Source organism: Corynebacterium sp. LK10 (assembly GCF_008042455.1).
In the GTDB taxonomy this organism is placed as follows: Bacteria; Actinomycetota; Actinomycetes; order Mycobacteriales; family Mycobacteriaceae; genus Corynebacterium; species Corynebacterium jeikeium_D.
This window is the reverse complement of the sequence record NZ_NOVT01000002.1, coordinates 251,992-272,614: the sequence shown is the minus strand read 5'-3', so window position 1 is coordinate 272,614 and position 20,623 is coordinate 251,992. Positions and strand designations below refer to the sequence as shown.

14 protein-coding genes are annotated in these 20,623 nt (G+C 58.2%); 9 read left to right on the top strand and 5 right to left on the bottom strand.

The features are described 5' to 3' along the window. Positions 1-164: 164 nt before the first annotated feature. Positions 165-1,892 carry an ABC-F family ATP-binding cassette domain-containing protein gene (locus CHU70_RS01215; protein WP_049192933.1) on the top strand — a complete coding sequence of 576 codons (1,728 nt, stop codon included), beginning with the start codon at positions 165-167 and terminating at the stop codon, positions 1,890-1,892. A 163-nt stretch (positions 1,893-2,055) separates the two neighbouring features. Here CHU70_RS01215 and CHU70_RS01210 read toward each other — a convergent pair whose 3' ends face one another. After that, entirely contained in the window at positions 2,056-2,502 is a 447-nt protein-coding gene (locus CHU70_RS01210) for a cytochrome c oxidase subunit 4 (RefSeq protein WP_016423031.1), read from the bottom strand. 35 nt (positions 2,503-2,537) lie between these two features. Continuing rightward, positions 2,538-3,713: a cytochrome c oxidase subunit II gene (locus tag CHU70_RS01205; RefSeq protein WP_049190506.1), complete on the bottom strand. Its 1,176-nt coding sequence runs from the start codon at positions 3,711-3,713 to the stop codon at positions 2,538-2,540. 500 nt (positions 3,714-4,213) lie between these two features. Between CHU70_RS01205 and asnB the strand changes: the two genes are divergently transcribed. Beyond that, the gene (asnB, locus tag CHU70_RS01200; RefSeq protein WP_147719378.1) at positions 4,214-6,139 is read left to right on the top strand and encodes an asparagine synthase (glutamine-hydrolyzing); all 1,926 of its coding nucleotides are present in this window, start codon (positions 4,214-4,216) and stop codon (positions 6,137-6,139) included. A 179-nt stretch (positions 6,140-6,318) separates the two neighbouring features. Here the strand turns inward: asnB and CHU70_RS01195 are convergent, their stop codons facing one another. Further along, entirely contained in the window at positions 6,319-6,660 is a 342-nt protein-coding gene (locus tag CHU70_RS01195) for an iron-sulfur cluster assembly accessory protein (RefSeq protein ID WP_005512007.1), read from the bottom strand. A gap of 306 nt (positions 6,661-6,966) precedes the next feature. On the opposite strand from CHU70_RS01195, the gene CHU70_RS01190 reads away from it, so the two are divergent. The 4 genes from CHU70_RS01190 to CHU70_RS01175 all read left to right on the top strand — a co-directional run bounded on the left by CHU70_RS01190 (position 6,967) and on the right by CHU70_RS01175 (position 10,354). Then, positions 6,967-7,731 carry a DUF3043 domain-containing protein gene (locus CHU70_RS01190; RefSeq protein WP_147719377.1) on the top strand — a complete coding sequence of 255 codons (765 nt, stop codon included), beginning with the start codon at positions 6,967-6,969 and terminating at the stop codon, positions 7,729-7,731. 11 nt (positions 7,732-7,742) lie between these two features. Continuing rightward, complete coding sequence (locus tag CHU70_RS01185; protein WP_070566886.1) at positions 7,743-8,336, top strand: bifunctional adenosylcobinamide kinase/adenosylcobinamide-phosphate guanylyltransferase; 594 nt, start codon at positions 7,743-7,745, stop codon at positions 8,334-8,336. Between the two features lie 102 nt (positions 8,337-8,438). Next, positions 8,439-9,476 carry a nicotinate-nucleotide--dimethylbenzimidazole phosphoribosyltransferase gene (cobT, locus tag CHU70_RS01180; RefSeq protein WP_049190512.1) on the top strand — a complete coding sequence of 346 codons (1,038 nt, stop codon included), beginning with the start codon at positions 8,439-8,441 and terminating at the stop codon, positions 9,474-9,476. A 5-nt stretch (positions 9,477-9,481) separates the two neighbouring features. Continuing rightward, positions 9,482-10,354 (top strand): adenosylcobinamide-GDP ribazoletransferase, encoded by an 873-nt coding sequence (locus CHU70_RS01175; protein WP_147719376.1) that lies wholly within the window; start codon positions 9,482-9,484, stop codon positions 10,352-10,354. Between the two features lie 567 nt (positions 10,355-10,921). Here CHU70_RS01175 and CHU70_RS01170 read toward each other — a convergent pair. Both CHU70_RS01170 and CHU70_RS01165 read right to left on the bottom strand, forming a co-directional pair. Beyond that, complete coding sequence (locus tag CHU70_RS01170) at positions 10,922-12,799, bottom strand: VWA domain-containing protein (protein WP_070566889.1); 1,878 nt, start codon at positions 12,797-12,799, stop codon at positions 10,922-10,924. A 489-nt stretch (positions 12,800-13,288) separates the two neighbouring features. Next, a complete protein-coding gene (locus CHU70_RS01165; RefSeq protein WP_016423039.1) occupies positions 13,289-14,404 on the bottom strand; it encodes a branched-chain amino acid aminotransferase in 1,116 nt (371 codons plus the stop codon). Between the two features lie 222 nt (positions 14,405-14,626). Between CHU70_RS01165 and CHU70_RS01160 the strand changes: the two genes are divergently transcribed. The 3 genes from CHU70_RS01160 to CHU70_RS01150 all read left to right on the top strand — a co-directional run bounded on the left by CHU70_RS01160 (position 14,627) and on the right by CHU70_RS01150 (position 20,564). Continuing rightward, on the top strand, positions 14,627-16,165 hold the full coding sequence (locus CHU70_RS01160) for a leucyl aminopeptidase (RefSeq protein WP_080985624.1): 1,539 nt from the start codon (positions 14,627-14,629) through the stop codon (positions 16,163-16,165). Positions 16,166-16,338: 173 nt separating this feature from the next. Further along, positions 16,339-18,369 (top strand): 2-oxoglutarate dehydrogenase, E2 component, dihydrolipoamide succinyltransferase, encoded by a 2,031-nt coding sequence (sucB, locus tag CHU70_RS01155; protein WP_147719374.1) that lies wholly within the window; start codon positions 16,339-16,341, stop codon positions 18,367-18,369. A 569-nt stretch (positions 18,370-18,938) separates the two neighbouring features. Next, on the top strand, positions 18,939-20,564 hold the full coding sequence (locus tag CHU70_RS01150) for an inorganic phosphate transporter (RefSeq protein WP_016423042.1): 1,626 nt from the start codon (positions 18,939-18,941) through the stop codon (positions 20,562-20,564). The last annotated feature ends 59 nt before the right edge of the window (positions 20,565-20,623 follow it).

Here is a 20,623-nt window from a genome sequence, read left to right as displayed (position 1 = left end):
TTCCGCGGTAGGTTTTCTACTGCGCTCAAATAAGACCACCCCGGTCCGCATCCACTTCGGATGTCGACCGGGGTGGTTTTTGTTACCCAGATTCTTCCGATTTCGCCTTGACCCCACATATGTCGGATACCAAATCTACTGTTTACCAGTACTAAAATGGACATATGTCTACCAGTCCCTCCCCCACCACCGATCTTTCGAGCAACGCCACACAGCTTGTCGCCAACGGTGTCAACTTCGACTACGAGGCCACGCCTGTTTTGCGCGATGTCTCGCTCACGCTTTCCGACGGCGATGTCCTCGGTCTGGTTGGAGACAACGGAGCCGGCAAGTCCACTCTTCTTTGGCTGCTGTCGGGTCGTCGTCGGCCCACGAGCGGTACGGTGACTCATATTGGCACGCGTGTACTCGGCTCTCAGGAACTGGAAGCTCCTTTCGACTCCACGGTGCAAATGCTTATCGATGAAGCCCTCGGCCCCTCGAAACGTCGTTTAGCGGAGTTAGAAGAGGCAGCTGAGGCGATGGCCTTAGCAGAGACCCCAGATGAGTCTAAGGCGGCAGAGAAGGCGTATTCGAAGGCCTTCTCGGACGTCATGGCTCACGATGACTGGAACGCCGAACATAATGCGGAGATTGTGCTCGACCATCTCGGCCTGACCGGTTCTGCTCCGGACGGCGCTCCCCTGACAGAGCAACTAACCACGGAGATTTCCGGCGGGCAGCGGGCGCGGTTGGGGCTCGCGATTACGCTCATTCGAAAGCCAGAGATTCTGCTTCTCGACGAGCCCACCAACCATCTCGATGAACGCGGTCGCCAGCTCGTGATTGACACCATCCAGAACCACCCTGGAGTGGTTGTGGTGGCAACACATGACCGCGACTTCCTGGATGCCGTTTGTACTGTAATTGGAGACTTGGTGCCGGGGCGCCCTGGTATTGGGCTGTTCCGTGGTAATTACTCCGACTACGCGAAGCACCGTCGCCACCAGCGTGAGCTATGGGAGCACCAGTGGCGCTCGGAGGAGCATGAACGCAATCGGTTGGAAGACACCATCGAGAATGGCGCTCGTGAGATCTCACCGGGTCGGGAAATGACGGACAATAACAAGATGGCTTATGACCGCCGTGGCGGTCGTGTAGAGCGGCAAATCGCCCGCCGCGTGCGTTCGGCTAAGCAGCGGCTGGAGGAACTCATTGAGGAAGGTGTGGAGCGTCCACCGGCACTACTGGGCTTTGATGCCCCGTTGACCGCACCCCTACCGACCAAGCGCGCTGCTTCGGGCAGCGATGAAGATTTTCACATCAAGATGCGCGGTGTGGTCGTCCCAGATCGAATTCGGGTTGGTTCACTGACTATTCGTCCCGGCGACAAGGTCGTGATCACCGGCCCTAATGGGGCCGGCAAATCTACTTTGTTTAAGACGATCATGGGGCAAGTTGAGACGCAGGCTGGCGAGGTGCGTATCGGCGAGAACTGTCGAGTAGCCATGCTGGCTCAGGAACAAGACTGGGAAAACCCAAAGAAGTCCGCCCGTGAGTTGTACGACCTTGCGCCCAATGCCCGCGTGCCTCTCGACGACTTTGGATTGCTTAGCCCTGAGGATGCCAATCGACCGGTAGGAAGCCTCTCCATCGGCCAGCAGCGCCGGGTGGCGTTAGCGTTGGTCGTAGCCAATCCGCCGGAGATCTTGCTGCTCGATGAGCCTACGAACCATCTGAGTGTGGATCTAATCGAGCAGGTCCAAGACGCGATCGCATCTGCAGAGGGCACAATTATTGTGATTACCCACGATCACCGCATGATCAACTCGCTCGAAGCGCGTCATCTGCAGGTGACTGACGGTGAGGTCATCGAACTACCTAAGGGGCAGAAACCCGTCGAATTCGCTTGATGCGGAATCATATATTGACTACAGATCCTAACCGACGAGGTAACACCAGTTAGGAATCCCCTCCCACTCGCCCAAACAAAAAAGTCTCTCCCACTAACGCCCTTGTTAGTGGGAGAGACTTTTCGGTTATCTACGACTGTGGTTCAGTCTGATTGCACTCGGACTAGTGCTTCTCCGGCGGAGTGATGTACTGAGTGTTGAGCTTGGTGCCGGAGACGATCAGAATTACCGCGCCAAGGACAATCAGCCAGTAGGCCATGAATGCGATGCCGTAGCCCATGAGGAGGATGCCCATGGTCATCACGAACGGCCAAATCGAGCTAGCGGAGAAGAAACCGAGGGTACCTGCACCGTCGGCAATCTCTGCCTCTTCGAAGTCGGCCGGGGTGATGTCGGAGCGGCGCTCAGTGAAGTGGAAGTATCCACCGAGCATCAGAGTCATCAGAGCTGCGAGGACCAGGCCGGTTGCGCCAGCCCACTCGAGGCGACCCTGGCTTTCGTTGATGACGTTACCGGTGTCCTGGAGGTACTGAGTGCCGAAGATGTAGACGACAGCCATGAACCCCAGGAACACGGTAAGTCCGTAGAAGAGCTTTGCTGCAGACTTCATTTGAGAACTTCCTTTAAGTAAGAATCTTGCTGGGTTTACTTGGCGGTCGCGTTCAGGTCAATGGTGTTAGCACCACGATCACCCATGTCGCGGGTGTCGACACGACCGGAGTTGAACGGCGAAGTGGAGACTGCGAATGCCGGCTCACCGATGTGCTTCAGAGCATCAGCGTTAGTAGCTTCTGGGTTCTCCTGGCGGAACTTGATGTACTCGGTGAATGCCTCACGGGAGACAGCACGAATCTCGAAGTTCATCATTGCGTGGTAGGTACCACACATCTCGGCACAACGGCCAACGAATGCGTTCTTGACCTTGTCGCTCGGGTTGTCCTCTGGTCGGTTGGCAATCTTGTCCGAGTCAATCTTTTCGATCTGGAAGACACGGTTGGACTTGTTAGCCTCCGGGTGCGGGAACACGTCGCGCTTGAAGAGGAACTCCGGAACCCAGAAGGAGTGAATCACGTCAGCGGACGCGAGGTCGAACTGGATTGCAGTGTCTTCCGGAACAACGAGGACCGGAACCTCTTCGGTGGTACCGAGGGTCTCAATCTCGTCGTAGTGCAGGTAGTCGAGGCTCTCCTTGGAGCGTCCGTGAACCGGGTGCTCCTTCTGCTTTGCGCGATCCTCAGCGGACGGAACCTCGTGGCCGCCCTCGGTGAAGAACTGCTCATCAGCCGGCTTCTCAATACGGCCGTTGTATTCCTCGCCGCCCATCAGGTCAGCGGAAATGTTGGCGTAACCGAACTTCCAGTTCCACTGGAAACCGGTGACGTCGACGGTAACTTCCGGATCCTTATCCAGGGCAGTGACCTTGTCCTGAGTCTGAACCGTGAAGAAGAACAGAGTCATCACGATCAGAATCGGGAGAATGGTCAGAGACAACTCAACCGGAACGTTGTATGCAGTCTGGCGCGGGAACTCGCCCTTGCCCTTCTTTTCAGCCTTCTTAGCTGTGAAGTTTGCCATCGAGTAAAGGGTAACGCCCCAAACGATGATGCCGATAATCCAAGCTGCAACCCAGGTCCAAACCCAGAAGTTACCCATGGACTGTGCTTCCGGGGTCACACCTTCCGGCCAACCAAAGCGGAGCAGCTTGAAGAAGCCGTTCTCCGGAGGATTAACATCGCAGCCGGCAAGCAAGGCTGCGCTACCGGTGGCAACGCCGAGGACGCCGAGCTTACGGGCGACTCCGAACTTTCTACGCTGATTCACGTGTGTCTGCCTTCCTGATCCACACAATTTTCGATAACCGATTAAGGTTTCGTCCTACCCAAGCAGAGTAGTCGATTCTTAAGCTTTCTCCACAATAAATATGGCTGTGGGGTGCCTTTGAGTATATCTGCCCTAATAAAATACTGAGAAAGACCCGCCTATCGGGGGTGGCATTCTCACCAGTTACACCCTGTTGACGCTCCTAAGTCTATGAATTTTTTAGTGTTTGTGCCACGCGCTGACGCACACACCGTCCCGCGCAACCTTGCCCCGAGCCCTAGACACGGCAAACTCAGACATTCTCGCTTTTCCCCAAAAGGCATTAAAGTAGGTGCAGCATTTCTATGTGGCGCCAATCTGGGGTTCAACCCAGCTACTCAGCCACGCGGCGGTCCTTCACGGCCACCGGTTAAGGCGACAACCAGTCGCGCTGAGCCGCTAGCTACGGAGCCGTCGAAAATCCATTAAGTGACACTAAGCGAAAGGTGCGCGCACGAAGCATGTGTGGTCTTCTCGGAATCCTGGCTGCAAATTCTGACGCAGCGGAGCTCGTTCCCGTTGTCGAAAGGGCCCTGCCCTGCATGCGGCACCGCGGCCCTGACGATGCAGGCACGTGGCACGATGAGGACGCAGTTTTCGGCTTCAACCGCCTATCCATTATTGATATTGCCCACAGCCACCAACCGCTGCAGTGGGGACCAGAGAATCAGCCGAATCGTTACTCCATGACCTTCAACGGCGAAATCTACAATTTCGTCGAACTTCGCGAGCAGCTGGAGAAGAAAGGCTATGCCTTTAATACCTCCGGCGATGGTGAACCTATCGTCGTTGGGTTCCACCACTGGGGAGCGGACGTCGTAAAGCACTTGCGCGGCATGTTCGGCATTGCCATTTGGGACAGCGTCGAGCGCAAGCTTTTCCTGGCGCGCGATCCGTTCGGCATTAAGCCGCTCTACTACGCCACCACAGAGCGTGGCACAATTTTCGGTTCTGAGAAGAAGTCCCTGCTCGAAGCTGCGCCGGAGATGGGCATCGATGCGAAGAAGCTGAATAAGCGCGCACTGGAGCACTACGTCGATCTGCAGTACGTTCCGGAGCCGGAGTCGCTGCACACTGACATTGTTCGTCTGGAGTCGGGTTGCACTGCCATCGTTACGCCTGGTGGCGAAGTTAAGCAGACCCGCTACTTCAAGCCGAATTTCCCGATTCAGCCAGTGGCTAAGGGCGCTGAACAGGATGTTTTTGACCGCATTGCCCGTGCGCTGGAGGACAGCGTCGAGAAGCATATGCGTGCCGACGTCACGGTGGGCTCGTTCCTGTCGGGCGGTATCGACTCCACTGCGATTGCAACTTTGGCTAAGCGCCACAACCCGAACCTGCTGACGTTTACCACTGGCTTCGAGCGCGAGGGCTTCTCCGAGGTCGATGTGGCTGCCGAGTCCGCCGCCGCCATTGGCGTCGAGCACATTGTGAAGGTCGTCTCGCCGGAGGAGTTCGCCGGGGCGATTCCGAAGATTATGTGGTACCTCGATGACCCGGTAGCTGACCCTGCACTGGTGCCGCTGTACTTCGTGGCCGCAGAGGCTCGTAAGCACGTTAAGGTCGTACTGTCCGGTGAGGGCGCAGACGAGCTCTTTGGTGGTTACACCATTTATAAGGAGCCGCTGTCGCTGAAGCCGTTCGACAAGGTTCCATCTCCCCTGCTGCGCGGTCTGGCTAGGGTCGGCGAAGCTCTGCCAGAGGGCATGCGCGGCAAGTCGCTCCTGCAGCGAGGCACTACTCCGCTGGAACAGCGCTACTACGGCAATGCTCGTTCCTTTAACTTTGAGCAGCTGCAGGAAGTGCTGCCGTGGGCCAAGAAGGAATGGGACCACAGCGATGTCACTGCGCCGATTTACGCGCAGTCTGAAGGCTGGGACCCGGTGACTCGGATGCAGCACTTGGATCTGTTCACCTGGTTGCGTGGCGACATTCTGGTCAAGGCGGACAAGATCACCATGGCTAACTCCCTGGAGCTGCGCGTGCCGTTCCTCGACCGTGTGGTCTTCGACGTTGCACAGACGCTGCCGGTGGACATGCGTGTTTCTCACGGCACCACCAAGTACGCACTGCGTCGCGCCATGGAGCAGATTGTTCCGGAGCACGTGCTCAACCGCCGCAAACTGGGCTTCCCGGTGCCGATTCGCCACTGGCTGGCAGGCGACGAGTTGCACGGCTGGGCCGAGGACATCATCCGCGAGTCCCAGACCGAAGAGTTCATTAATAAGGACGCCGTGCTCAAGATGCTCGCCGAGCACCACCCAACCGAGCGCGACCACTCCCGCCGCCTCTGGACCATCCTGGCCTTCATGGTCTGGCACGGCATCTTCATCGAAGACCGCATTACTCCGGACATCGAGCAGCGCGACTACCCCGTCGAGCTCTAGCTCGCTTTACGACGGTCCCCGCGATTCAGCCCCATCCTGCCCCGGCAGGCTGTCACCATCGCTGGGGCAACCAATAGAAAAGGCTCGGACCTCACTCAGTTAACAAGAGTGAGGTCCGAGCCTTTTTACTATCCGACGCTTTTCACAGCGTCTGCTGACAGCTCTGCTCAGCTAATGACTTAGTTGAAGGAGTCACCGCAAGCACAGGAGCCAGTGGCATTCGGGTTATCGATTGTGAAGCCCTGCTGTTCAATGGTGTCAGCAAAGTCGATGGTGGCACCGGACAGGTACGGAACCGACTGGCGATCAACGACCAGCTTGACGCCACCGAAAACTTCGGCGACATCGCCGTCGAGGCTGCGGTCATCGAAGTAGAGCTGGTAGCGCAGGCCGGCACAGCCGCCCGGAGCCACGGAAATACGCAGTGCCAGGTCGGTGGCACCTTCTTGGTCCAGAAGTGCCTTTGCCTTGGCAGCCGCAGCTTCGGTCAGGGTAACGCCAGTGCTCTGAGCAGTAGTCATAGCGCGTGTCCTCCTTGTTGAAGTGTTTAAGAATGCGAGTCGACCCCAAGGTCGGCTACGTCATTATTTATCACAACCTTACCGGCCAGTCTTTAATTCCCAATTCTGGGTTCTCTTTTTCTTTCTCTTTATCGAAAGTCTTTTTGCCGCCACATCGCAACCACACCACGGCTTCCCACGCCACAAGCGCACTCTTCCCGCCTGCCCCGCGGCGGTCATCCCCAAAACCTCGCCCTTGCCCCGCCCCTGACCCTCAACCTGCAACCTAATTAGGGAAGCACCTTGGAGACCTTATAATCTGGGGTCGTGAATCTACCGTGGAAAAAGAATGACAAAAAGTCCAAGGCAGCTGACGCAGCTAACGCTGACGCAACCAACGCCGGAGACGTAGCCACCGACGCGACCGCATCCAGCGGGGCCAAGGGCACCGCTTCGGAGTCTCAGCAGCCCGAGAAGAAGCACAGCGGTGCTTTTACTCCCAAGAAGGGGCGCCCCACTCCGAAGCGCAACGAGGTTGAGCGCGAACGCGGCATCCGCCGTGGCCCGGTCGAGGCGCCGCTGACCGCTAAGGAAGCTCGCCAGCGCCGCAAGGAGCTCAAGGCCTCCATGTCCAAGGAAGAGCTCAAGGCCGCCAAGGCACGCGAGCGAGCAGAGCGACGTGAGCAGCGTCGCATTGCCGACGAGCGCATGGCCGCCGGCGATCCGCGCTACATGCTGCCACGCGACCAGGGCGCTGAGCGCAAGTTTGTCCGCGACTGGGTTGATTCCCGTCGCTTCCTCGCTAACGTGTTCCTCCCGTTCGCGCTGATTCTGCTGCTGATTATGATGATTGGCACTTCCCTGCCGAAGCTGGCCAACATCGCATCTCTCATCGCTATGGTTCTCATCATTGCCCTGATCATCGAGGGCATCTACATCGGCCGCCGTGCCATCAAGCTGATGCGCGAGCGCTTCCCGAAGACCACCGAAGGAGCCTGGGGACTGGGCTTCTACGCTTACTCCCGCGCTTCTCAGCCGCGTCGTCTGCGTACTCCGCGTCCGCAGGTCAACATCGGCGACGAGATCAAGTAGCCTCATCTGCCATGCGCACTCTGGTTCTCGGTGGCGCCCGCTCAGGCAAGTCCTCATGGGCTGAGCACGAGCTGCTGGCCACCGCCGCAGCCTCAACCGGCGATGCCTCAGATGCTGCAGCCTCAACGGTGTTGCACTACATCGCAACAGCACGGCCCTGGCCCGGTGATAGCGATTTTCACTCCAGGGTTGAGGAGCACCGCATTCGTCGTCAAGCACAGGCAAAAGAGCACGGAGTGGCCTGGCACACGGTTGATGACGTCGATGCGGTGGAAGCTCTCGCGTCGCCGGAGCGGCGCATGCTGCTGGACGATGTCGGCACCTGGCTGACGCACATCATCGACGTGCAGGGGCTGTGGGAGGCGCCGAGGGGCAGCGTCTCGCCGTGGACGCACTCGCTTGTCGACGCCGTGCGCAACTTCCCCGCAGATTCCGACCTGTTCATTGTGTCGCCCGAAGTGGGCTTCGGTGTCATTCCCGAACACCGCTCAGGGCGGCTTTTCCGTGATGAAATTGGCCTTCTCAACCAACAGCTCGCAGCTGTCTGTGATCGTGTTGTCCTAGTTGTGGCTGGCTGCCCCATGGAAGTCAAGGCGGCGAACTAGATTCACTCCACGCCGCTTCCCCTATGACGGTCTGCCTAGCAATGCGAATAACTGTGCACCAATGGTCGGTAGACAAATCGTTTTCGGGTAGCGTTTGAGAGTATGAACGCGGATTATTTTGGACCGGTAGCACGCCCTGACGAAGAGACTGAACAGGCCGCCCGCGCGCGCCATGAGCAGTTGACTAAACCCGCAGGCTCACTTGGCCGGTTGGAAGAACTCGGCATTTGGATTTCGGCGTGTCAGGGAGAATGCCCTCCGCGTGACCTGGACGATTGTCGTGTTTATGTCTTCGCTGGTGACCACGGTGTTGCCCAGGGCGGGGTGTCCGCGTACCCGTCCGAGGTGTCTATTCAGATGCTTGCCAATATCGAGGCAAAGGGTGCCGGCGTGAACGCTATCGCTGACATCGCGGGAGCCACTGTTACCGGTGTGGACATTTCCCTCGACCACGATGCCGAAGGGCCATACCGTATCCGTCGCAGCTGTGGTTCTATCGACCGCGAGGATGCGATGAGCGAGGAGGAGGTCGATAAGGCCATCCGCACGGGCATCGCGATTGCCGACGCCGCCGTTGATGAAGGCGCTGACCTGCTCATTGCCGGCGACCTGGGCATCGGAAACACCACTCCAGCCGCGGCGCTGATTGGTGCCGTGACCAACTCCGAACCGGTGGTCGTCGTCGGCCGAGGCACTGGCATTGATGACGAGGGGTGGAAGCTCAAGGTCGCTGCCGTACGCGATGCCATGTTCCGCGTGCGTCGCCTGCGCAATGACCCGGTTGAGGTGCTCCGTCGTATTTCCTCGCCGGATATGACCGTGATGGCCGCGTTCTTGGCGCAAGCAGCGGTTCGTCGCACTCCTGTGATTTTGGACGGAGTGGTTGTCACATCCGCTGCTCTGCTGGCTGACCAGCTCGCTCCGGGCGCCCGCGATTGGTGGGTCGCCGGCCACAAGTCGGCAGAGCCCGCGCACGCGCTTGCCCTTCGACACCTGGATAAGGAACCACTTCTCGAATACGGGATGCGTCTTGGCGAAGGCTCCGGCGCCGTCGCTGCCCTACCGCTGGTCAAGTCCGGCGTATCGGTCCTGCGCAACATGGCTACTTTCGCCGACGCAGGCGTAAGCACCAAGGACTAATCGACTTGTCCGACAAAGCCGGCCCGTCTCGCCAGGACAACCTCGACGGCGATCCCTCTGCTCACGGCAATGCCGTCGCTGAGGCCATCACCACTGCCCTGTCCTGGCTCACCATCCTGCCTTTCAAAGGCGCGAGCGTGTTCGACCGCATCACCGGCCGTCGCGCCATCGCCGCACTGCCAGTAGCTGGGCTCGTTCCTGCCGCGGGTGCAGTTCTCATCACGGCGGCGCTGTTCGCAACGTCGTCGTCAGGCACGCCCACGCTTTACGACGTCACCCCGATCCTCGGCGGCGCCCTGATTATGGTGGCGGCACAGATGTTGACCCGCGCGATGCACCTGGATGGGCTGGCGGATGTGGCGGATGCCCTCGGCTCGTATAAGCCGCCGGAGGGGGCGCGGGAGGTGCTGCGCGATCCGAGCACCGGCCCAATGGGCGTGGGCTCCATCGTGCTGACGATGTTGACGACGACGACTGCTTTTGCCGTGATTGTGGCTAGTGTGCTGTCGCAGTGGTCTGCTGGTCAGATGTGGCCTGGTGTGGTTGCGCTGTGCTTGCCTTTTGTAGCCTCTCGCGCGGCAGCAACGACTGCCTGCTGGCGCGGCTTTCCGCCTTTTTCGAACAGCGGCTTCGGCTCTCTGACTGCCGGTACTCAGTCCACAGTCACGGTGACCTGCTGGTGGATACTGCTGCTCGCTGTGTCGGGCTGGGTGGTTGGGCTCGTGGGCGTAGTCGCTTGTGCACTGAGCTTTGGCGTTACACTGCTGCTGACGCGGCATTGCGTGAAGAGGTTTGGCGGAGTCAACGGCGACGTGTTTGGTGCAGTCATTGAGATAGCGTGCGCTGTCTGTGCCGTGGCACTTGCCATAGGGTTCTAGCAGGGAAAATGCGCGCATTGCCCCCGTTGGGGTTTTCTTTAAAAAGAACTATTGACGGTCGCTTTGACGCGGACGTATTCTGAGGGCACACCGCCGGGAAGGCGGAGTACAGGAGGCTCGTTTCGGGGCTCGCCCAAATTATTTTGCGCCGACCGTTTGCCGGGGCGCCAAGAACGAGCACACCTTCTAGCCTCCCAGCTAATTAAAAAAGCGCGTCCCGCCGCAGCGATGCACGGGACGCGCTTTTCTTTGTTGGGGTGACACTCCCGGGGTTTAGGTTCAGTGGGGTTTGGGTTCAGTGGGGGCTAGTGACTGCGGTTATGTTAGCGACAGCGGGCCAATGCGAGTTACTGACTGCGTTTATGTCAAAAATGGTCCGAAAAATGGCTTGAAAGTGTCATAAACTCACACAGTTTCACATCTGCAGCCCATAATTCTTGGAGTTGTCAGTTCTTGCGGCTAAGTAGCAAAAAATGTGCCCGCCAGCGATACGCCAAGCGGACACAATTTTGCTGCCTTCCCCACCCTGCCCCCCCTGCTCAGGAACTTCCTGATCTTACGGTTTGTCTACTCCTTGCGCTTCTTGTTCTGGTAGACGATTGCGCCGGCAATGCCGATAAACACGGCGACCACTGCTACAACGGTGCCAATGACCAACGGGCTCATGCCCTCATCTTCCATGTCCGACGAGGATGCGGATGCCTGAGAATCCGTATCCGAGGAGTCAGATTCATTCGACGCATCTTCTGACGAGTCCTTTGACGTTTCCTGTTCCGACTCTCCCTTGGCCAGAATCGGCTTATCGGATGGAGTCGGGCCGTTCTTGTCAGTCGGTCGCCAGTCAGGCCCCTTAGTTGGCTTGTTGTCCAGGAGGAATGCGAGCTGGAACGGCTGATCGATGCCACTGACCTCTTCATCCGGGCGATAGTTAGCCATTCGGACAGTCGCGTAGTAGTAGCCGGCGTTGGCTACAGGTCGTCCTCCAACATTAGATTCTCGGTTGTTGTATTCGACCGGACGATCTGTTGACAAGTTCAGGTCCTCGGAATCCTGATAAAAGTGCATTGTTCCATCCGCAACGGAAACCTCGAACGGATTCAGCAGGGCAACTCCCATGGAATCGGCATTATCGCGCTCCGAATTTCCAGTGCGGGCAGCAATCACTGGTCGCTGACCCCACTCGACAGGGATCTTGTAGAACTTCTGTTCACCGGGCACGATTGTGTCAGAGATGGTATCCCCAGATTTAACTTCCGGCGCTTGGGCTGCGTTATTGCCACCGTTTACGGGCTTGGCCTCTCCAAAAGTGGCCTTTTTGTAGGCTTTGTCGCCGGTCGAAGAAGACCGCCCCTCATTTAGCTTGCCAGCATCCTGCTTCTTCAGGACTGGCTCAAACTGGACGCTAACCTCGACCTTCACCGGTTCATCACGATAGTCCGCTACTGAATCACCGTCATAGACCCACACGTTATTTGCGACGAGCCACTTGGTTTGATCGCAACTGGATTCGATGCGGTCACTATCCCATGCAAGAATGCTTGCATCAGCCGAAGTTGGAGTCCACGAATCGGCACTAGCTTCGGCGCCAGTCAGCGACCCCATACGACCGTCGTCCTGGCATTTTCCGCCAGTTTCATTGATGATTTCGTCAACTTCAGTTCGGACATCCTGCTGGCCTTTACCCTCAGCATCGATATTCGCTAACACCTTTGAGGTAACAATCGCGTTGTGTCCCTTCGGCACTGCGATTCGGTAGTAGAGCGGGGTGCGATCGTGCTGGGCAACCTCTGGCACCAGCGTCGTCTGGTACTTGCCCTCGCCGAGCCATTTCGCGCCTTCCTTAGTCTCGGAGAACTCGAAAGGAGTACCCGTGGTTTCGTAGCCCTGCACTGACCGCTGAGTCAAGAACTTCATGTGGTCTGCAAGCTGGGTAGCATCGTCCGCAGTCATGCTCTGTCCACCGGATACCTGCGCAACACACTCCAGCTCAGCGCGAGCTTCTTCATCGACCTTGAAGCCCACTGTGTGAATCGTCAGGCCAACACCCTGCCCTGCCAGTTCCTTCGCAACCTCACACACCGGTGGCGGCGCGCAGGTGTCGATACCGTCAGAGACCAAAATAATTGACCGCTCACCGTCTGGGCCAAGCTCATCAGCCGCCTTACGCAGTGCATTGCCGATCGGCGTGTAGCCCTGAGCTTCCAACCCGGCAATCCTGCTCTTCAGGCCTTCTTTGTCGACCTTTTGGACAGGCGACAGCACCTCGATGTCCTGGCAACCACGTTCGCGGTTGGATTCATCACTGGATTCGCGCTGGCCATAAACCAGCATGCCAAGCAGCGCATCATCCGGGAGGGAGTCAATCAGCTCCGTGGATGCGCGCTTTGCCGCATCGAGGCGGGTGCCTCCGGCGTCGTCGGCAAGCATCGAACCAGACAGATCCATGATTAGCTCTGCTTTTGCTTCGCCCGTACCCCCTTCGCCCGTAGGAGCGGGCTGTTCCACCCCGGACGGTGGCGGCGAATCTTGGGCTGCCGCCACCGGAGCCGGAATCGCACTAAACCCAATCGTCCACGCAGCCAACAACAGAGTGACGACGATGGTTACCCTTAGGCGCTTTGAACTACTTGACGAAAAACTATCTTTAAAAAAGTCTTGAACTACCACCATCACAGCGCCTCAAACTGTTTTCCCAACTACAAAAATCAATCGTGTTGGTAGTTTTTCACAGTGACCCCGGTCACGCTAGAGGTGTTTTTAACGGCTAAACAAATGCCGCCTGAACAATTCATGAACCATGAGAAAATCGCACAGCCGTTGGGGAGCCAGCAAAGCAAAAACGCAGCCCCTGAACAGCGAATACTGAACAGGGGCTGCGAAAGTACTAATTCTAGTAACCACTATTAAATTTTTCTTAGCCGACCTACGCCGAAACTAAGCCTCAACGAGCTTGTAAATCCAACCGTGGGTATCCTCAACCTCGCCGTGCTGGATACCGGTCAGCCGCTCGCGCAGCTTCATAGTCCACTCACCGGTCTCGCCGCCGTTGATCTCGAACTCGCCCTCAGCGGACTTCACAAAACCGACCGGGGTGATGACTGCAGCAGTACCGCAGGCGAATGCCTCGCTCATAACACCGGAGGTGGCATCATTCTTCCATTCCTCGGTGGAAATGCGACGCTCCTCGACATTCATGCCCAGATCCTGAGCAGCCTGCAGCAGCGATGCCCGAGTAATGCCCGGCAGCAGCGAACCAGACAGCTCTGGAGTCACCAGCCGAACACCAGCGTCAGCATTCTCATCCGGGTAGATAAACGCCAGGTTCATGCCGCCCATCTCCTCGATGTACTTGCGCTCGACAGCGTCCAGCCACACAACCTGGTCGCAGCCCTTTTCCTCTGCCTGCTGCTGAGCCGCCAGCGAAGCTGCATAGTTACCTGCGAACTTCGCAGCACCGGTGCCGCCCGGCGCGGCACGCACGTACTCGTGGGAGATCCACACGGTCACCGGGTTAATGCCACCGGAGAAGTACGCGCCGGCAGGTGAAGCGATGAGCAGGAAGGTGTAAGAGTTCGACGGGTGCACGCCCAGGGTGCTCTCGGTGGAGAACATGATTGGACGCAGGTACAGGGATTCTTCGCCACCAGCTGGCGGCACCCATGCTGCATCGGCTTCAACCAGCAGGCGGATTGCCTCGAGGAAGGTCTCCTCCGGCAGCTGCGGCATTGCAATGCGGTCAGCGGAGCGCTGGAAGCGACGAGCGTTCTGCTCCGGGCGGAAAGTAACAATGGAACCATCCGGCATGCGATACGCCTTCAGTCCCTCAAAAATCGACTGCCCGTAATGCAGGACCGAAGAAGACGGCTGCATTTCAATCGAACCGTATGCCTGCAGCTTGGCGCCATGCCAGCCTTTGTCTGCAGTCCAGTCAATTCGGACCATGTGGTCGGTGAAGTGCTTACCGAAACCAGGGTTGGCCAAAATCTCCTCGCGCTCGGCATCAGAGAGTGGATTCGGGTTACGTTCGATTGCAAATTCCAAAGCAGACATGTCTTTCATCCTAAACCGTCGAGGATCGAGTCGTATCAATACTCGCCCCCGAAAGACCGTGTTAGTCAGGGCAATGTCAGCGTCGCGGGCACTAGGCGCGGGTACATTCCAATAGTCGTGGCGCTGGCTCGTCAGTCCGCTGTCCAGGGGTGAAGGACACGAACCGGCAAATAGGGATACGGTGGTGTACCACATAGTACGACTACAAGGAGATGCAACTACATGTCAGTCCCCGCTAACAATGATTCGGCACAGCTCGGCGCCTCTCGCAACGCCGCTGTTTTGTCCAATTACCTGCCGGCTATCGGCACTCGCGTGGTCATCGCTGCCGACAACTCTCTGCCCGCGGACGCCGACGCGGTTCTCGTCGCGCTTATCGACGGCGAGGATGGCCTCGAGCTGGTCGCACCCGAGGCCATCGGTTCGGTTGCAGAGCAGCTGCTCGCCTCCTTTGAGGCAGTCTCCGCCAGCGCTAAGTCCGAGTCCGTGACCACCATCCCGGCTCCTGCTGGCCTGGATGTCGACAGTGTCACGGGCGTTGGCGTGGGTTCTGAGGATCTGGATGCCGAGGACATCCGCCGTGCCTGCGGCGCCGCTGCGCGCCGTATGACCAAGGCCAAGGTGGTCTTTAACACTCTCGGCGCCATCGATCCGCAGGCTGCAGCCGAGGGCTTTGCGCTGGGCGCTTACGCTTACTCCGGTCAGAAGAGCGACGAAGAAAGCAACGAGGCCACCCAGAAGGTGGTTGTGTTGGGCGCTGATGACGACGTCGTAAAGCGCGCTGCAGCGATTGTGGATGCCGTTGCCACCGCGCGTGACTTCGTCAATACAGCATCGTCGCACCTCTACCCCGAGACGTTTGCTGACGCTGCTGCAGCGCTAGGCCGTGACGCGGGGCTCGAGGTCGAGGTGCTTGACGACGACGCTCTGCGCGCCGGCGGTTTCGGAGGCCTCAATGCCGTGGGTGGTGGATCCTCGCGCGGGCCGCGCCTGGTGCGCCTGATTTGGAAGGGCGATGAGTCGGCAGAGAATTCGCTGGGACTGGTCGGTAAGGGCATCACCTTTGATACCGGCGGTATTTCGCTGAAGCCGGGCGCCAGCATGGAGAACATGATCTCCGATATGGGCGGCGCTGCGGCTGTTATTGCCACAGTCGTCCTGGCTGCTCGCCTAGGCGTATCCACCCCGGTGACCGCAACTGTTCCAATGGCGGAGAACATGCCGGGTGGTAAGGCGTACCGTCCGGGCGATGTCATTACGCAGTACGGCGGTAAGACCATTGAGATTCTGAATACCGACGCTGAGGGCCGCCTCGTACTCGCAGACGCCATTGTCCGCGCCTGCGAAGACAAGCCGACTCACCTGATTGACACCGCTACCCTGACCGGTGCGCAGCTAGTCGCTCTTGGCGAGCGCACCCCGGGCATCCTGGGTAACGACGAGTTCCGTGACCGTGTTGCAGAGCTGTCTCAGAGCATTGGTGAAAATGGTTGGGCAATGCCGATTCCAGTTGAGCTAGCAGAGGCCCTGAAGTCGCCGGTAGCTGACCTGCGGAATGTCACGAACTCTCGCTTTGGTGGCATGAGCGTTGCAGCTGCATACCTGCGCGAATTCGTTGGCGAGGATGTTGAATGGGTTCACATCGACGTTGCCGGTCCGGCCTTCAACACCACCGGGGAGTATGGTTATACCCCGAAGCGGGGCACTGGTGTTCCGGTTCGGACGATGTTCTCTGTGATTGAGGATTTGGCAACGAAGTAGCCGGTCATCCGACTGCGTCCCGCCCGGCTGGAATCATGGCTGGAATGAGCTATTCCAAGCACCAGTCGAAAGCGGGCGCAGCCCACGGGGCAAGCAGAGTTTTCAACCTGTAAGCTAATTTGTAATAACCGTCTTAAAACGAGATTTCTTAACTTTTCGAGGAGTGCACAAACATGGCGACCTCTATTGAGATGCCGGAGCTCGGTGAATCAGTTACCGAAGGCACCATTACCACCTGGCTGAAGAAGGTCGGCGACACCGTCGAGGTCGACGAACCGTTGCTCGAGGTTTCCACCGACAAGGTCGACACCGAAATTCCATCTCCGGTCGCCGGTGTTCTCACCGAGATTCTCTTTGAAGAAGACGACACCGTCGATGTTGGCGAGGTCATCGCAAAGGTCGGCGAGCCGGGCGAAGAGCCGGAAGGCACTGACGATTCCGCTGAGGAGACCGAGGAAGAGGCTCCGAAGGAAGACGCTGAAGAGCCAAAGAAGGAAGCACCGAAGGCTGCCTCCGGTTCCGCTACTGATGTTGAGATGCCGGAGCTCGGCGAGTCCGTCACCGAAGGCACGATTACCACTTGGCTGAAGAAGGTCGGCGACACCGTCGAGGTCGACGAACCGTTGCTCGAGGTTTCCACCGACAAGGTCGACACCGAAATTCCTTCCCCGGTCGCAGGCACCCTGCTCGAGGTCCTCTACGACGAAGACGACACCGTTGACGTCGGCGAAGTCATCGCTCGCGTTGGCGATGCAGACGCTGCTCCGGCCGCCAAGGAAGAGGCCGAGGAGGCATCTGCCGCAGTCGAGAAGGACGAGGAGCCAGTAAAGGCTAACGAGGAGACTGAGGAAGACTCCACTGACGTTGACGCTGGCGACGCTACTGACGTTGAGATGCCGGAGCTCGGCGAATCCGTCACCGAAGGCACCATCACCACCTGGCTGAAGAAGGTCGGCGACACCGTCGAGGTCGACGAGCCACTGCTCGAGGTTTCCACCGACAAGGTCGACACCGAAATTCCTTCCCCGGTCGCAGGCACCCTGCTCGAGGTCCTCTACGACGAAGACGACACCGTTGACGTCGGCGAGGTCATCGCTCGCGTTGGCAGTGGCCAGCCAAAGAAGGCTGCACCGAAGAAGGAAGCTCCAAAGGCTGAATCCAAGCCGGAGCCAAAGAAGGAAGAGCCGAAGGCAGAGTCCAAGCCGGAGCCGAAGAAGGAAGAGCCGAAGAAGGAGACTCCGAAGGCTGAGGCTCCGAAGGCTGAATCCAAGCCTTCCGCTAACAAGGACGTTCCTTACGTCACCCCGCTGGTCCGCAAGCTGGCTGACAAGCACGGCGTTGACCTGACTAAGGTCGAGGGCTCTGGAATCGGCGGCCGCATTCGTAAGCAGGATGTTCTGCGCGCTGCCGAGGGCGGCCAGGAGACTACTGCTGAGTCCGGCTCCAACTGGTCCACCAAGGGCGTTCGCCCTGAGCTCGCTGAGCTGCGCGGCACCACCCAGCGTGTCAACCGCATCCGCGAGATTACCGCTGCCAAGACCCTCGAGTCTCTGCAGACTTCCGCACAGCTGACCCAGGTCCACGAGGCCGATATGACTGCCATCTGGGATCTGCGCGCTACTAAGAAGGCTGAGTTCGAGAAGAAGCACGGCGCGAAGCTGACCTTCCTGCCATTCTTTGCAAAGGCAATCGTTGAGGCTCTGGTCAGCCACCCGAACGTCAACGCTTCCTGGAACGAAGAGACCAAGGAGATTACCTACCACGAGCAGGTCAACCTGGGTATCGCTGTCGATACCGAGCGGGGTTTGCTCTCCCCGGTCATCCACAACGCTCAGGATATGTCCCTGCCGGAGCTGGCTGCTGCTATTGCGGACATCGCAGACCGCGCTCGCAACAACAAGCTGACCCCGAACGACCTGTCCGGCGGCACCTTCACCATTACCAACATCGGCTCCGAGGGCGCTCTGACCGACACTCCGATTCTGGTTCCGCCGCAGGCCGCAATGGTCGGCACCGGCGCGATTAAGAAGCGCGCAGTAGTCGTCACCGAGAATGAGGCAGATGCCATTGGTATTCGCGCCATGGTCTTCCTGCCAATTACCTACGATCACCGCCTGATCGACGGCGCTGATGCAGGTCGCTTTATGACGACCGTTGTTGACCGCCTCGAGGTTGCTAACTTCGAATCGGATCTGCAGCTCTAAGCAGCTTGCTCCCTTCCTGGGGTAGTAGCGCCGCGGGAATCTAGCTGGCTTGCTAGCAGGAGGTTCTGCCTCTTCCCTGCCCGCGTTAGTCGCACTTTGCGGCTGACGCGGGTATTTCTTTTGCCGCATTCGTCCCGCAGTTGAACCTAATCAGCGATTCCTTCAAATGCGCAGGCCCCCTATTCTTGGCTAGTGCTCAGATTTCACGTAGCCACACATAGCTAGCAAAGGCTCCATCGGCACAAAGAATTAACGTGCTGTTATTGCGCCGTTAAGCCATTAGCAGACAGCGGGAGGGTCGAACCGAAAGCAAAGCTGCAAGTAGCAAATGCGCATACTTTTTGTCCTGCCGAAATGCGAGAACACCACACACCCCCGCACACAGTTCCGGCTATCGCTTTCAGCTACACCGACGAGAGCTGAAGATAGCGATAATTAAATTCATTATTTGTTAACCTCGCCGTCACCTAGTTAGCAATTAGCCTTTACCAATCTAAGAAATCATTAGACAGCAGGCTTCTTTGGCGTGCCTATTTTTGCTCTCTGTACGTAACTTAGAAAGGTGGAGCATGTCCTCGGCTCCAGCGAATACTAGTTCGTCGACCGGGACCACATCATCTGAGCAATCGAGCTCCTCAGATAAGTGGTGGCACCTCTTCTTCGGCGGGCTTCTCGCAATCAACATCGTAATTTTTGTCTTCTGGGCTTATGACTTTGTGGGCCCGCAGGCAAATACGGCAATCCTTCTGATTACCATCGCGTTCGCCGTCTTCATGGCGTTCAACATCGGCGGTAACGACGTTGCTAACTCCTTCGGTACTTCAGTCGGTGCCGGCACCCTGAGCATGAAGCAGGCGCTTGTTGTCGCTTCAGTCTTTGAGGTTTCGGGCGCCGTCCTCGCTGGTGGCGAGGTTACTGACACCGTCCGTTCCGGCATTGTGGACCTGAACGCAATCCACGGTTTGGACCCGATGGAGTTCGCCTTCATCATGATGTCCGCGCTTCTCGGCGCGGCAGTGTGGCTCCTCGTTGCCACCCGCATGGGTTGGCCAGTTTCCACTACCCACTCCATCGTCGGCGGTATCGTCGGTGCCGCACTGACGGTCGGTTTTATCACCGGCAAGGGTGGCTGGAGCATGGTCCAGTGGGATCAGATCGGTCAGATCGCCGTTTCTTGGGTCCTCTCTCCGCTCCTCGGCGGTTTGGTCGCGTTCCTCCTGTTCGGCGGCATTAAGAACTCGATTCTCGTCTACAACGACAAGGCTTCCAAGCAGCTGCAGGCCATCCACCAGGAAAAGGCGGACCTCAAGGCGCAGCACCGCGACGACTTCGAAAAGCTCCCTGAGCACGATCAGATCTCGTACACCAACGCGATGCTTCGCGACGCGACGACGATGCGTGACAACGACTGGACTCCGGATGACCTGGAGTCTGAGTACTTCCGCAAGCTCGTCCACATCGAATCCAAGGTTGATGATGTCCGCGCTCACCGTGCGCTGGAAGCTTGGGTTCCGGGTCTAGCAGCCCTGGGCTCTATTGTCATCTCCGCGATGATGCTGTTCAAGGGTCTGAAGAACCTTCACCTAGGGCTTTCCAGCCTGGACAACTTCCTGATTATGGGCATGATCGCCACCGCAGTGTGGCTTGCCGTTTACATCTTCGCGCGTACTTTGAAGCGTCAGGATTTGGATCGTTCCACCTTCCTGCTGTTCAGCTGGATGCAGGTCTTCACCGCTGCTGCGTTCGCTTTCTCCCACGGCTCGAACGACATCGCTAACGCGCTTGGCCCGTTCGTGGCAATTCTGGATGTTCTCCGTACCAACGAGATCTCTTCCGAGTCCGGCGTCCCGCTGGCAGTCATGACCACCATGGGTGTCGCTCTCATCTCCGGTCTGTGGTTTATCGGCCGCTTCGTTATCAAGACCGTCGGATCCGGCCTGACTGAGATCCACCCAGCATCGGGTTTTGCCGCAGAGCTTTCCGCTGCTGTGGTCGTTATGATTGCTTCCCTGCTGGGTCTGCCGGTTTCCTCCACCCACATTCTGATTGGTGCCGTTCTCGGTGTCGGTATCGTTAACCGTGCCGCTAACTGGAACCTGATGAAGCCGATTGGTTTGGCCTGGGTTATTACCCTTCCGGCCGCTGCAGGTATCTCGGCAATCACCGTTTCCATCCTCCGCGTCGTCTTCGGCTAAGCCCACAAAAGCACGCCACTTTTACCCCGGTGGTCACTTTCTAGTGACCACCGGGGTAT

Coding starts and splice junctions, on each gene's coding strand:
- CHU70_RS01150 (WP_016423042.1), top strand. CDS start 18,939: ATGTCCTCGGCTCCAGCGAATACTAGTTCGTCGACCGGGACCACATCA.
- CHU70_RS01165 (WP_016423039.1), bottom strand. CDS start 14,404: ATGTCTGCTTTGGAATTTGCAATCGAACGTAACCCGAATCCACTCTCT.
- CHU70_RS01160 (WP_080985624.1), top strand. CDS start 14,627: ATGTCAGTCCCCGCTAACAATGATTCGGCACAGCTCGGCGCCTCTCGC.
- CHU70_RS01210 (WP_016423031.1), bottom strand. CDS start 2,502: ATGAAGTCTGCAGCAAAGCTCTTCTACGGACTTACCGTGTTCCTGGGG.
- CHU70_RS01170 (WP_070566889.1), bottom strand. CDS start 12,799: ATGGATCTGTCTGGTTCGATGCTTGCCGACGACGCCGGAGGCACCCGC.
- cobT (WP_049190512.1), top strand. CDS start 8,439: ATGAACGCGGATTATTTTGGACCGGTAGCACGCCCTGACGAAGAGACT.
- CHU70_RS01215 (WP_049192933.1), top strand. CDS start 165: ATGTCTACCAGTCCCTCCCCCACCACCGATCTTTCGAGCAACGCCACA.
- asnB (WP_147719378.1), top strand. CDS start 4,214: ATGTGTGGTCTTCTCGGAATCCTGGCTGCAAATTCTGACGCAGCGGAG.
- CHU70_RS01195 (WP_005512007.1), bottom strand. CDS start 6,660: ATGACTACTGCTCAGAGCACTGGCGTTACCCTGACCGAAGCTGCGGCT.
- sucB (WP_147719374.1), top strand. CDS start 16,339: ATGGCGACCTCTATTGAGATGCCGGAGCTCGGTGAATCAGTTACCGAA.
- CHU70_RS01185 (WP_070566886.1), top strand. CDS start 7,743: ATGCGCACTCTGGTTCTCGGTGGCGCCCGCTCAGGCAAGTCCTCATGG.